The sequence below is a fragment of the Streptomyces spinoverrucosus genome (assembly GCF_006539505.1).
In the GTDB taxonomy this organism is placed as follows: domain Bacteria; phylum Actinomycetota; class Actinomycetes; order Streptomycetales; family Streptomycetaceae; genus Streptomyces; species Streptomyces spinoverrucosus.
Genome location: NZ_BJND01000004.1, coordinates 12,930 through 26,146 on the forward strand (window position 1 = coordinate 12,930; position 13,217 = coordinate 26,146).

The 13,217-nt window shown below is 71.2% G+C and carries 9 protein-coding genes and 2 pseudogenes; 2 read left to right on the forward strand and 9 right to left on the reverse strand.

The window, feature by feature from the left end:
• Positions 1–123: 123 nt before the first annotated feature.
• Positions 124–3,077: pseudogene (locus SSP24_RS01620) on the forward strand (FAD-binding and (Fe-S)-binding domain-containing protein).
• A gap of 166 nt (positions 3,078–3,243) precedes the next feature.
• Here the strand turns inward: SSP24_RS01620 and SSP24_RS43330 are convergent.
• From SSP24_RS43330 to SSP24_RS01660, 8 genes and pseudogenes are all read right to left on the reverse strand, one after another.
• Complete coding sequence (locus SSP24_RS43330) at positions 3,244–3,573, reverse strand: hypothetical protein (RefSeq protein WP_174864563.1); 330 nt, start codon at positions 3,571–3,573, stop codon at positions 3,244–3,246.
• Between the two features lie 5 nt (positions 3,574–3,578).
• Positions 3,579–4,084, reverse strand: a pseudogene (locus tag SSP24_RS01630) (enolase C-terminal domain-like protein); the annotation flags it as partial.
• A gap of 165 nt (positions 4,085–4,249) precedes the next feature.
• On the reverse strand, positions 4,250–4,651 hold the full coding sequence (mnhG, locus tag SSP24_RS01635; protein WP_141306794.1) for a monovalent cation/H(+) antiporter subunit G: 402 nt from the start codon (positions 4,649–4,651) through the stop codon (positions 4,250–4,252).
• On the reverse strand, positions 4,648–4,914 hold the full coding sequence (locus SSP24_RS01640) for an MrpF/PhaF family protein (RefSeq protein ID WP_141306796.1): 267 nt from the start codon (positions 4,912–4,914) through the stop codon (positions 4,648–4,650). Before SSP24_RS01640 ends, mnhG begins: the two co-directional genes overlap by 4 nt.
• A 57-nt stretch (positions 4,915–4,971) precedes the next feature.
• Positions 4,972–5,544 carry a Na+/H+ antiporter subunit E gene (locus SSP24_RS01645; RefSeq protein WP_141306798.1) on the reverse strand — a complete coding sequence of 191 codons (573 nt, stop codon included), beginning with the start codon at positions 5,542–5,544 and terminating at the stop codon, positions 4,972–4,974.
• Positions 5,541–7,082 carry a Na+/H+ antiporter subunit D gene (locus SSP24_RS01650; RefSeq protein ID WP_141306800.1) on the reverse strand — a complete coding sequence of 514 codons (1,542 nt, stop codon included), beginning with the start codon at positions 7,080–7,082 and terminating at the stop codon, positions 5,541–5,543. The genes SSP24_RS01645 and SSP24_RS01650 overlap by 4 nt, the downstream gene beginning before the upstream one ends.
• Positions 7,079–7,516 (reverse strand): Na(+)/H(+) antiporter subunit C, encoded by a 438-nt coding sequence (locus tag SSP24_RS01655; protein WP_174864564.1) that lies wholly within the window; start codon positions 7,514–7,516, stop codon positions 7,079–7,081. Before SSP24_RS01655 ends, SSP24_RS01650 begins: the two co-directional genes overlap by 4 nt.
• Positions 7,513–11,121, reverse strand: coding sequence for a Na+/H+ antiporter subunit A (locus SSP24_RS01660; protein ID WP_244951786.1), 3,609 nt, complete (start codon positions 11,119–11,121; stop codon positions 7,513–7,515). The genes SSP24_RS01655 and SSP24_RS01660 overlap by 4 nt, the downstream gene beginning before the upstream one ends.
• Before the next feature lie 231 nt (positions 11,122–11,352).
• Between SSP24_RS01660 and SSP24_RS01665 the strand changes: the two genes are divergently transcribed.
• Positions 11,353–11,703, forward strand: coding sequence for a tetratricopeptide repeat protein (locus SSP24_RS01665; RefSeq protein WP_141306802.1), 351 nt, complete (start codon positions 11,353–11,355; stop codon positions 11,701–11,703).
• A gap of 64 nt (positions 11,704–11,767) precedes the next feature.
• Here SSP24_RS01665 and SSP24_RS01670 read toward each other — a convergent pair whose 3' ends face one another.
• The gene (locus SSP24_RS01670; RefSeq protein WP_141306804.1) at positions 11,768–13,198 is read right to left on the reverse strand and encodes a PepSY-associated TM helix domain-containing protein; all 1,431 of its coding nucleotides are present in this window, start codon (positions 13,196–13,198) and stop codon (positions 11,768–11,770) included.
• Between the last annotated feature and the right edge of the window lie 19 nt (positions 13,199–13,217).

Genomic DNA, 13,217 nt, shown 5'->3' on the forward strand with positions numbered 1-13,217 from the left:
GGGGACACCTTCCGATGCCCGGTCATCGTTTGTCGCGGGCGCGCCGGGGATACACGTGTGGGGCAAGCGCCGCTTTGTCCTGGTGGGTTCCCAGTCCGGCATCTGTGAGTGGGAAGGCTTTGCATGAACCCGGTCGATCTGCCTCTGCCCGTGGTCCGCCCATCCGCGGCGGAGGTCGATACCGAGTCTCTGGAGCAAGACTTGCGGGCCCGGGTCGACGGTGAGGTCCGGTTCGATGCGGGCACCCGGGCGGCGTATTCGACGGACGGTTCGAATTACCGGCAGGTCCCCATCGGGGTGGTGATTCCACGGACCGTGGAGGCCGCCGAGGAGGCCGTGGCCGTGTGCCGGAAGCACGACGTGCCCCTGCTGTCCCGCGGGGGTGGCACCAGCCTGGCCGGGGAGTGCTGCAACACCGCGGTGGTTCTCGACTGGAGCAAGTACTGCAACCGGCTGCTGTCCGTGGACGCCGAGAACCGCCGGTGCGTGGTCGAGCCCGGCATCGTGCTGGACGATCTGAACCGGCAGCTCGCCGAGTACGGCCTGCAGTACGGGCCGAGGCCCGCCACCCATCCGAACTGCACGATCGGCGGGATGATCGGCAACAACTCGTGCGGGTCGACGGCCCAGGCGTACGGCAAGGTCGTCGACAACCTCCACCGCCTTCAGGTGCTCACCTACGACGGGACCCGCATGTGGGTCGGCCGGACCGACACCGGCGAACTGGAGCGTCTGATGTCGGGCGAGGGGCGGCAGGCGCAGCTGTACCGGGGATGGTGGCCCTGCGGGACCGGTACGCCGATCTCGTGCGCGAACGCTTCCCCGACATCCCCCGCCGGGTGTCCGGCTACAACCTGGACTCGCTCCTGCCCGAGCACGGCTTCGACGTGGCCGGCCTGCTGACCGGCTCGGAGTCCACCCTCGTCACCGTGCTGCGCGCGGAACTGGAGCTGGTACCGGTCCCCGCACACACCTCGCTGGTCGTGTTGGGCTACCAGGACATCTGTGCTGCCGCCGACCACGTGCCGGCCGTGCTGGAGCACCGGCCGGCTGCCCTGGAGGGTGTCGACCACCAGTTGGTGCACTTCCAGCAGGAGAAGCACCTCAATTCCGAGGCCCTGGCCATGCTGCCCGGCGGCCGGGCTTACCTGTTGGTCCGGTTCGCCGGGGACACCGAAGCGGAGGTGGAGGAACGGGCCCGAATGCTCATCGACGCGAAACCGGACGATGTCGATCACACCTGGTACGGGGACGAGCAGCACATGCACCAGCTGTGGCTGGTGCGCGAGTCGGGTCTCGGCGCCACCGCCCACATCCCGGGGCAACCGGACACCTGGGAGGGCTGGGAGGACGCAGCCGTCCCAGTCGACCGCCTCGGTGACTATCTGCGCGACCTGAAGCGCCTGTACGAGGAGTTCGACTACGGCCACCCCTCGGTATACGGCCACTTCGGTCACCTCGTCGTGGCGTACGGCGGGTCGCTGTCGGGTGAGCACGGGGACGGGCAGTCCAGGGGCGAGCTGTTGGTGAAGATGTTCGGGCCCGAGCTGATCGAGGGTTTCGAGCGGCTGAAAGGGCTCTTCGACCCGGACGACCGGATGAACCCGGGCAAGGTCGTGAGGCCGTACCGTCTCGACCAGAACCTGCGTCTGGGCCCCGACTACCTTCCCTGGGAGCCGGACACCGCCTTCTCCTATCCCCACGACGACGGCAAGTTCAGTCGTGTCGCGGCCCGGTGCGTCGGTGTCGGCAAGTGCCGGTCGCTCCAGGGCGGGGTGATGTGCCCCAGTTACCGCGCCACCCGGGAGGAGGAGCACTCCACGCGCGGCCGCGCACGTCTGCTGTTCGAGATGGTCCGCAACGACTCCCCCGTCCCGTCCGACTGGCACTCCCGTGAGGTGAGTGACGCCCTCGATCTCTGCCTGGCCTGCAAGGGCTGCAAGACGGACTGCCCGGTCAACGTCGACATGGCCACCTACAAGGCGGAGTTCCTGCACCATCACTACGCGCGCCGGCTGCGTCCGCTCGCGCACTACTCGATGGGCTGGCTGCCCGCCGTGGCCCGCGTCGTCGCCCTCGCTCCTCGTACGGTCAACGGGCTGGCCGCCCTGCCCTGGATGGCCAGGGTGGCCAAGCCACTCGGCGGCATCGCCCCCGAACGGGACATTCCGGTCTTCGCCGAGCAGCGCTTCACCGACTGGTGGCGCGAGCGGGGTGGACCGCGGGGTGACGGGCAGCGGGGCGAGGTCGTGGTGTGGCCGGACACCTTCACCGACCATTTCCACCCCGCGATCGGCAGGGCCGCTGTCGAGGTGCTGGAAGCGGCGGGCTTCCGGGTCAAGGTGCCTCAGGCGGCGGTGTGCTGCGGAGTGACCTGGATCTCCACCGGGCAACTCGGCGTCGCGAAGCGCGTTCTTCAGCACACGATCGATGTCCTGCGCGAGGACCTGCGCCGGGGCACTCCCGTGGTGGGTCTGGAGCCCAGCTGCACCGCCGTCTTCCGCTCGGACGCACCTGAACTCCTGCCGAAGGACCCGGACGTCGAACGGCTGCGCGCACAGACCCGCACGCTGGCCGAACTGCTGGTGGACCGCGCCGAGGACTGGGATCCGCCGGCTGTCGACGCGCCTGCGCTGGTGCAGCGTCACTGTCACCAGTACGCCGTCATGGGCTTCGACGCCGACCGGAAGCTGCTGGATCGGGCAGGAGTCGACGCCGACGTCCTGGACGAGGGCTGCTGCGGGCTGGCCGGCAACTTCGGTTTCGAGAAGGGGCACTACGAGGTGTCGATGGCCTGTGCCGAAGCCGGCCTGCTTCCCGCCGTACGGAACGCCGGGGACGCGACGCTGGTCGTGGCGGACGGATTCAGCTGCCGTACCCAGGTCGAGCAGGCCGGTATCGGGAGGCGTCCCCTGCATCTGGCCGAGGTCCTGGCCGCCGCCCTCAGGGGATCGGCCGCCGAAGCCGAACGCCCCTCACCCCCTGGCTTCCGGGCCCTGCTGCCGCTGGCGGCGGCGAGCGGTGCGGCTGCGGCACTCGGGGTGCTGGCACTCAGGCGGCGCGTCTGCCGTCGATAGATGCTGATGTCCGAGGAGGTGACAATGCCGACCAGTCGGCCGCCTTCCTTCTCCGGGACCGCGTCGGCGCTCTTCAGACCATGACGCTCCAGTGCACGCCCACACGCCCCAGTGAGAACGTCGCCCGCACGGCACCCACCTCCCCCGCCGACCCCTGAGGGATCCGTCAGTGACCGAAGATGTGCCGGCGACGCCGGTGGACCGGCTGCGGCGGCAGCGGACGCTCCGCCCCCGGCTCCCCCGTCACCGGCGCGGAAGCGAGGGCCTTGCGCACGCGCCGTCGGTGTTTCAGCCCGGCGGCGATCATCGCCAGACCCAGGCAGAAGATCAGCGCCAGCGCCGCGCCGGAAAGGAACAGCCCGGGCGGACTCAGCGTCGCGATCTGATTGCCGAAGACCTCCACCGCGTACTCGGAGCCACCCCGGAAGTTCTCCGCGACCGCTATGGCCGCGAATCCGCCAGTGGCCAGCGCCAGCAAGAGTCCCAACGCGATCACTGCTCTCACCTCTTCGGCCGGACTTTCCGACCGACTACCCGAGGCCGGGGCCCCGACACGCGCCACCGGCGCGCCGCGCGCTTGGCCGGGATGTCAGGCGGGTCGCGCTCCGTACACGCGGAAGGGTTCGGCATCGGCCGCAGGCGGCGCACGGCGCAGAAGGCGTGGGCGGAGATCGCCGGCGCGCAGTGGGCGGACAGGTCGAGGTCACGGGTCGCCGACAGACCGGCCACCTCCAGGAGGCCGGTGATGCCGCCGCAGCGGGTCACAGTCCGGGCTCCTCCAGCCACCGCACGTCCCACTCCGCACGGAACCTGCGCGCCCAGTACAGGGCATCCTTGCGGGTGAGTGCGCCGTTGGCGTCGGTGAAGATCTCCGGCTTGTCGCCCACCGCCTTGCGTACGGCGGTCAGCCGCTGCGGATCCCGCTCGGGCTCACGGGAGGTCTTGAGCTTCACACGGGAGATGTCGTGGGCCACCCGTCCGGCGAGCTGCTCGGTGAGCCGGTCCAGCGAGGACGTCGACCGCGTCGACACGGCACTCGTCCAGTCCCGCTCCCCCAGCGGTCGTACGACCGATCATGAATGCCGCCCGGGCAGGTGCTCGTCCAGGTACCGCTTGACGGTGATCATCTCGTTCCTGCCGTTCATGTGCGCCTCACGCGCGGCCGCAAACCGTCAGCGACCCTCGTCCTCTTCGTCCGCCTCCCGTTCCTGGCCGTATGCCGGAGTCCCCTCGCGTTCCAGGCGCTCCGCGAGTTCGTCCCGGAGCAGGAGGCGGTGGTCGAGGGCCTGGGCACGATAGGCGGCGCGGCCGATGATCTGGCTGGTGACGGGGGCGGTGAGCAGTTGGAACAGGGCGACGAGCAGCAGCACGGGGGCATGACGGAGGGGCATCTGCACCGCCGTTCCCACCAGGACGAGCAGCAGGCCGAGCGTCTGGGCCTTGGCCGCCGCGTGCAGTCGGCTCCCGGTGTCGGGGAAACGGAGCAGGCCCAAGGCCCCGAGCAGACAGAAGGCCGCGCCGGCGGGGAGCAGAACGGCGGTGACCGCGTCGCGCGCCGTGTTCAGCGCGTTCATCGCATGCCTTCTCGTTTCTCGACCAGGTGCGCCGCGGTCACCGACCCGATGAAGGCCAGCAGTGCGAGAACGACGAGCACGGGAAGAGGCGTGGGGTCCCCACGTGCCGCCATCCCCACCGCGGTCCCGGCAATGATCATCGTCGCCAGAACGTCCAGCGCCATGATGCGGTCGAGCGCGCCCGGACCACGCACCAGACGCAGCAGCGTCAGCAGGCCGGCCGCCGCCACCACGGCCAGTACGGAGTCGTACAGGACTGTCATGGATGCCTCCCTCTCAGTCGGGACCACAAGCAGTCGGGACCTCAAGCAGTCGTGTCCTCAACCGCCTTTGCGACGACTTGATGGTCCGTCGATTCCGTCGAATCCCTCGAAACTCTCCCCGTGACCGATGGCCCGCGCGACGCGGCGTTCCACCATCTGCACCTCGCTCTTGCGGTGGTGGATGTCGCGCTCGTCGTGGACCGGAAGCGTGTGGACGTAGAGGAGCCGCCGACGGCGGTCGATCTCTGCCACCAGCGTGCCGGGGGTCATGGTCGTGAGTTCGGCCACGGCCGTGATCAGCAAGTCGCTGTCGACCCGAAGTTCGACTTCGACGATCGCGGCGGACGTCCGGGGGCCGTGGCGCAGGGCCTGCCAGGCGGCGGTGGCCCCGGACCGGACCAGGTCGGTCAGAAGATGCACCAGCAGGGCCCCGATTCGGAGCGGCCGTGGAACGGCCCGCGGCAGCGCCGGGGGCAGAGGAAAGGCGGCGACCAGGGCGAGAGCGACGGCCAGACCGCCAAGGAGGACCTCCAGGTCGACGGACCCCCACAGCAGGATCCACAGCAGCCATAGCCAGGCGATCATCGGCAGATGGCGCACGCCACGGCGGGCCCGTTCCAGACCATTCAACGTTCCTCCCCGTCCAGGACGACGGACCGGTACGGCCCCGGATCCAGCAGGTCCTGCGCGGCTCGTTCGCCGACACCGGCGAGCAGACCCGCGCACATGGCGATGGCAAGCCCGGTCACGGTCAGGCCGGCCGTGGCGGCCAGCATCAGTCCGGTCCCGCGGACCCCACCGGTGGTCTCGGCGGCCCGGCGTTGCGGCAGCGCGGCCGCGCCACCGGCCGGGCGCGACGGCCGGTCCGCGAAGGCCGACGTCCACACTCGGGTCATGGTGTAGAGCGTCAGCAGACTGGTGAGCAGGGCGGCTGCGGCGAGGGCGTACGCGGTGGGTCCGCCGTGGGCGACTCCGGCCCGCAGCAGCGTCAGCTTGGCCACGAAGCCGGAGAACGGCGGCATCCCGGACAAGCTGAGGGCCGGGAGCCCGAAGAGTACGGCGACCAGCGTGCCCGGCGGCGGCCCGTGCGCCATACGGTGCAGCGCCGCCGTCCCCGTGCGGCGCACGGCGAGGCCCGCGACAAGGAACAGGGCCGCCTGGACGACGATGTGGTGGATGACGTAGAGGATGGTGCCGGTCAGTCCGAGGGTGTCGAACAGCGCGAGCCCGAACAGCATGAAACCGATGTGGCTGACCAGAGTGAAGGACAGCAGCCGGTTGAGGTCGTCCTGGGCGATGGCTCCGAGGATGCCCACGATCATCGCGGCGATCGCGGCGCACGCCAGCACGGTCCAGACACCGGTCCGCGGGAAGAGCAGCGTCTGGGTGCGCAGCAGGGCGTACACACCGACCTTGGTCAGCAGCGCGGCGAAGACGGCGGTGATCGGCGCGGGGGCGGTCGGATAGCTGTCGGGAAGCCAGAAGTGCAGCGGAACGATCGCCGCCTTGATGCCCAGGACCGCCAGGAGCAGCAAGGCGAGCGCGGATCGGATGCCGTCCGGCAGTTCCGCGAGCCGTGGGCCGAGTTGCGCCAGGGTGACCGTGCCGGCGGCCGCGTAGACCAGTGCGACCAGGGTGAGGAAGAGCAGCGAGGATGTCAGGCTGGTGATCATGTACGTCATGCCCGCGCGGGTGCGGTCGCCGTCGGCGTCCAGAGTGATCAGGACGTACGAGGCGGCGAGCATCATCTCGAAGGCGACGAAGAGGTTGAAGAGGTCTCCCGAGAGGAACGCCAGACTCACGCCTGTGACGAGCACCAGGTAGGCGGGGTGGAAGACCTCCGCCGAACGCCGGCGCTCCTCCGCCGTGCCCTGGCCGATGGCGAAGACCAGCACGGCCAGCGCCACCAGCACCGACACGGTCAGCAGCAGGGCCGACAGCCGGTCGGCGACGAGCGTGATTCCCAGCGGCGCCGGCCAGCCACCGATGTGAAGTGCCAGCGGTCCCCGCGTATCGGCGAGCGCGAGCAGCGCCACACCGTCGGCCAGGACAACGGCCAGCACGATGCTGCTCAGCCCGCGCACGAGCGCGCGGGGCAGGCCGAGCAGGGACACGCCGAGGCCAAGGACCGGCAGCAGCACGGGCAGGGCAAGCAACGCCGCCGTCATCGGCGACCCTCCCGGCCCGGATCGGCGTCCGGCTGATCGCGGTTCGGGCCGGCTTCGGACTCGGCGCGTTCCCGGGCGGTGCCGATACGGCGGTCCTCCACGTCGTCGCGTACCTCGTCGTGCCCGGACAGGCGCCAGGAGCGGTGGGCCAGGGCCACCAGGAAGGCGGTGAGGCCGAAGGTGATCACGATCGCCGTCAATGCCATGGCCTGGGGCAACGGGTCGGCGACGGTCTCGGGGTCCGCCGTCCTGCCCTCCAGGACCGGCGGCCGCCCGGCCACGCCCCCGGCGACCAGCAGCAACAGGTTGGTGCCATGGCCCAGGAGGACGAAGCCGAGGACGATCCGCATCAAGGACCGTTGCAGCATCAGGTAGAAGCCGAACGCGAACAGGCCGCCGACCACGACGGCCATCGTCACATCGAGCGTCTTCACCGCCGGGCCCCTTCCCCGTCTTCGCCGGACTCGGCGGTCTCGGCGGACTTGGGGGTTTCCTCGCTGAGCGAGACGCCCACCGCTGACAGCAGCTTCAAGGTGATACCGACGACGAGCAGATAGACGCCGATGTCGAAGAACAGGCTCGTCGCGAACTTCACCGTGCCCACCCCTGGCAGGTGGAACGTCACCAGCGCACTCTCCAGCGGCGCGCCTCCCAGAGCCGGCGGAAGCATGCCCACGACAGCCGTCAGCATCAGACCTCCACCCGCGACCACGCCCGGGGGCACCGGAGCGGCCAACCCGAGATCGGCCCGTCCGCCCACCAGATACCTCAGGACGAACGCCTGACCCGCCACGAGTCCCCCGGCGAATCCCCCGCCGGGCCGGTAGTGCCCGGAGAACACCAGGAACAGCGACAGCACCAGCACCGACGGGAACAGCAGCCGGGTGACCACCTCAAGCAGGACGGAGCGCTCGCCGCCCGGACGCTCGCCCGCGCCCGGCAGCCAGGTCTCCCGCGGCTCGTCCCAGTGCGCCGCAGGGAATGTCCCGCGCCGCCGGACGCCACCGCGGGCCACCGCGTCGTCCCGCCCGTTGACCCGGACCAGGCTGACGACCCCGACCGCCGCGACCACCAGCACCGAGATCTCGCCCAGCGTGTCCAGGGCGCGGAAGTCGACGAGGATCGCGTTGACGACGTTGGTGGCGCCCGCCTCCGCCGTCCGGCGCACGTACCCTGCGGAGACGGCCGGGGCAGTCCTCGCGGAGGATGCGGCCAGGGCGAAGCACGTGACGAGCAAACCGATCGCACCGGCGGCACCCGCCCGCAGCAGACGCGCGCGGGCGGTCGTCCGGCCGGGGCCGAACCGGACCGGCATCCGGCGCAGCACCAGCACCACCACGACGAGCGTCATGGTCTCCACCAGGAACTGCGTGAGCGCCAGATCCGGCGCCCCCCGCACCATGAACACCCCCGCCACGCCGTAACCGACCGCCCCCGCCAGCAGAATGCCGGTCAGCCGGTGCCGGGCTGCCACCACCGCCGCGGCCGCCGACAGCACCACCACCGCCAAGGGCAACTCGATCGGGGACCGCCACAGCGACGGCGACCCCAGCGAGGGCGTCGCCCCGGCCAGCACCGCGCCGGGCACCACGGTCACCGTCACCAGCGCCACCGTCAGGTAGACCGGCAGCGAGCCGACCTGCGTACGCCGCGTCACCGCCACGGCCAGCCGGTCCACGGCCGCAACCGTACGGTCGAACGCGCCCTGCACATCCGGCAGTCCCGGCACGGACGGTGCACGGCGCCGCCCGGCATGGAGCAGTCCGCCGAGGAGCAGACTCAGCGCCGACAGTCCGAGCACGGGCGTGAAGCCATGCCAGAGGGAGAGTTCGTACGGACTCCGCGCCACCGGCGGATAGCCGTCGGCGTAGGCCGCGGCGACGGCCGCGATGCCCGTGTACCACACGCCGAGCACCAGCCCCGCCCCGGACAGGACGGCGACCGGCGCGACGAACCCCGGCTCGGGCCGCTCCGCTCCGTCGGCCACCCGACCCGGACTCCCGCCGAAGGCGCCCCGAAGGAAGCGTGCGGCATACGCCACGGTCAGGGCGGAGCCGAGCAGGAGCACGGCGGTCAGCAGGGCGTGGCTCGGGAGCTGCGTGCCGTGCAGGAACGCCTCGAAGGAGGCTTCCTTGCCCAGGTAGCCGACGAGCGGCGGCAGTCCGGCCATCGAGGCCGCGGCCACCGCGGTCACGCCGAACAGCACGGGCAGGCGGCGTCCCAGCCCGGAAAGCTCGCGAATGTCCCGCGTACCCGTCTGGTGGTCCAGGATCCCGACGGACAGGAACAGCGCCGCCTTGAATGCCGCGTGCGCCAGCAGCATCACGACGCCGGCCAGCGCCGCGGTCCGCGTTCCGGCTCCCAGCAGTGCGGTCAGCAGACCCAGTTCGCTGATCGTGCCGTAGGCCAGGAGCAGTTTCAGGTCCGTCGCGCGCAGCACCCGCCAGGCGGCCAGCACCATCGTGGTCAGCCCCACGCCGAGCACCATCGGCCTCCACGGGCCCGCCTCCGCCAGCGCGGGTGCCAAGCGGGCCACCAGGTAGACCCCCGCCTTGACCATCGCGGCCGCGTGCAGATACGCGCTCACCGGTGTGGGCGCCACCATCGCCGCCGGCAGCCAGCCGTGCAGCGGCATCTGCGCCGACTTGGCGAAAGCGCCGACCAGGACCAGCACCACCGCGGCCGATACGGCCCCGCCGTCCGGCGGGTCGGCCAGGATCGCCGAGACGCGGTAGGTCCCGGCCGCCTGTCCCAGCACGACGAAACCGAGGAGCATGACCAGCCCGCCGGCCGCGGTCACCAGCAGCGCCTGCCGAGCGGCACGCCGGTGCTCCGCCGACTCCCCTCGCCCCGCGATGAGCAGGAAGGAGGCGACCGTGGTCAGTTCCCAGAAGACGTAGAGCACGAAGAGGTTGTCGGCCAGGACGAGTCCCGCCATCGCCCCCGCGAAGGCCAGCAGCAGGGCTGCCTCACGGCCGGCGTCCCGCTCGACGTAGTACCGGCAGTACAGCAGCACCACGGCTCCGACACCGGCGACGATCCACAGCATCAGCAGGGACAGCGCGTCCAGTCGCAGATCGACGGTCAGCCCGAGCGACGGCGCCCACGACAGGGACTCCCGGTAGTCGCCACCGTCCAGGATCCGCGCCGCCCGCGTACCCGCCCAGGACACCGCCGCCAACGGCACCAGGGCCGCGACCACCCACACGGCGCGGCCGAGCCGCCGCTCCCACCAGGGGATCGCCGCCGCGACCACCGCGTGGGCGCCCAGCAGGAACAGCACAGCACCAACTCCTTCAGGAGCACTGGGCGTCCGGACAGCGTCGAGTGCCCTGCGTGGCAAGGGACCAGGCCTCTCGGCACCGCTGTGCCTGCTTCGGGCAGAGCGGCGGTGCGAGGCTGCGATCAGTTCAGTGTGCGGTCGGCTCCCACCGAACCGCCCGTCCAAGGGGTCCACCGGTGGCAGACGCCTTGCGCCGAGACACACGCCTGTTCGAGCACTTGAAACGTGGGCTACGCGGTGCGCGCGCCGCCCGGTGCGCCCCTTCGAGCAGCACCTGACCGGTCCCGCCCCGGGCACGTCGTACGTCTGCTTCGCGGCCCGGCAGAGCCTCGTGGCCGGTTGTCGCCGGCGCCTTCCTCGCGCGCCAGGCCAGACGGCCGGCGAGCACCGATCCGCCGCCCACCACCAGGGCGCCACGAACAGGGCGGCGGCCAGGGCGAGGAGCAGCAGCCCGCCGACGTCGAAGGGCAGCACACTGAGCGCGACGAATCCCAGGGCAAGCAGGATGACTCCGATGACACCGGCGAAGCACATGCCCGGGTTGGCCAGCTCGTAGATCACCGCGAGCGTGCCGATCGACAGGAAGAGGTACGCCAGTTCCGGGCTCGCCAGCAGCCCGCTCCGCGTCCTCCGGCCGACCACGACACGGCGGCCGTCCAGTTCGGTGAGCAGGGCGTCGCGGGGCGGCGCCACGACATCGATGACGTTGATCCGCCGGGCTTCCTGGTCGGAGACCGACTTACCGTCGCGGACCATGTCCCGGGCCAAGTCCGTGCTCCGCCACCGGGGCGGCAGCAGCAGCCCAACGTCACCAGGAGGATCTGGGCGACCCTCCGACGACGGCCGTCTCGACCCGCAGCACGTTGCGGTCCTCCGGCAAAGTGAGGAGCAAACCAGCCCGCCAGGCAGCCCGCCCATGGCCCCACCCAGAAGTAGTGGAATGTTTAACCACTCACCTTGGTTGGAGTGCGTCGAAGGAGGTCACCAGTGGACACGACGTACTACGACCACGGAACACCGGCCGAGCGCTGGGACCGCGCGCGGATGTTCTTCGAGGCCAAGGAGTACGCCGCCGCGGCGCGCATCCTGGGTGGGCTGGTCGAGGAGGTGCCCGAGCAGACCGGACCGCGGCTGCTGCTGGCGCGCGCCTACTACCACTCGGCCCAACTGGGCCGCGCCGAGTCCGAGTTGCGCGTCATCGTCGAGCGCGACCCGGTGGAGCACTACGCCCGGCTGATGCTCGGCCGCACGCTCCAGCGGCAGGGTCGGCAGGAGGAGGCGGAGCCGCATCTGCGGATCGCCTCGGCGCTCGCGGGTGACTTCGACGAGCAGAGCTGACGCGCGCGACTCGACCCACCGAAGGTATGGGCCCGGCCTCCCCCCGAGAAGGCCGGGCCGGTCCTTATGTGGCTGCCGCTCCGTCGGCAGCCACTCCCCCGTTGCCGTCCGACCGCCGCCCCCGCCGGTGCGCGATCTCCCCCAGGATCACGTCCACGACGATGAACGCGGCCAGCGGAATACCGAGCAGCGGCACGAAGTAGCCGATGACGGCGACCACGGCCATCAGCGGGACCAGGATCTGCGGCGGCACCTGCGCCCAGCCGCCGCGCGGGATCGGCCGGCCGAAGGCCGAGCCGCGGCCCCGATGCCACCACATACGGTAGCCGAGCACGATCAGCACGATCAGGGACAGCGCGAGCAGCATCAGGGCGATCTGGTTCACCAGCCCGAACAGGATGCCGGTGTGCAGATCGATGCCCCAGCGGGTCAGCTTCGCGAGCAGCGGATAGTCGGCGAACCGCAGCACGTCGGTGACCTCACCGGTCGCCGGGTCAATGGCGACCGAGTCCTGCTTCTCGGGCCAGCTGCGCTGCACCTGCTTCACCACGTACGCCGAGCTCGCGTCGGCCGGCGGAACGATCTCCACGGGGTCGCCCACCCCCTCGGCCCGGGCGGCGGCCAGCACCTTGTCGAGGCCGACGCCGTGCTCGCCGCTCCCTCCGGTGCCCGCGGCGGCGCCGTGGTCCCCGTGGTCGCCGCCCACCGACGCCGACGCCGACGGCGTGGACTGGCCGAGGGAGGTGCGCAGTTCGTCGATGTTCGCACCGGCGTACGTCGACCAGGTCAGGCCGGTCGCCGACAGGAAGAAGAACCCGATCGCGGCCCAGACGCCGATCGTGCCGTGCAGGCCGAGGGTGCGGCGCCGCCCGCTGGTGCCGCGCACCTTGCGCAGGGCGCGGCGGCGGGAGAACCACAGCACCAGGCCACCGGCCGCGATCACCCACAGCCAGCTCGCGGCCAGTTCGCTGTAGAGGCGGCCGGGGTCGCCGAGATGCAGATCGCGGTGGAACTCGTCGATCCAGGTGCGCAGCGGCAGCGCCCCGGTGGAGCCGTACTGCTCCAGGGCGCCGCGCACCTTCCCGGTGTAGGGGTCGACGAACACGGCGAGCGTGTGGTCCTCGTCGACGCCGGGGACACCGGACAGCAGCACGCGCGTGGTGGCGTCGTCCGCCGGGGAGGGCCGTACGGCCGAGAGCGTGCCCTGCGGGTGGGCCTCGCGGGCGGCGGCCACCTGCTCGGAGATGGGCAGCTTGGTGTCGCCGACCTCGGGGACGGTCCTCTCGTCGGCGTACACGATCTTTTCGGCCTGGAACGACCCGGCGTACAGGAAGCCGGTGGTGGCCGCGACGAGCAGGAAGGGGGCGACGAGCAGTCCGGCGTAGAAGTGCAGCCGCAGGACGAGCGGGCGCAGGGGTGCCCAGGTGCGGGACTTCGGTGGCGCGGCGGTCTGCTGCGGGGCCTCGTCCGTGCTGGTCGAGGGAGCGGTGGTCATCGGCGGTTCTCCGGGGAGG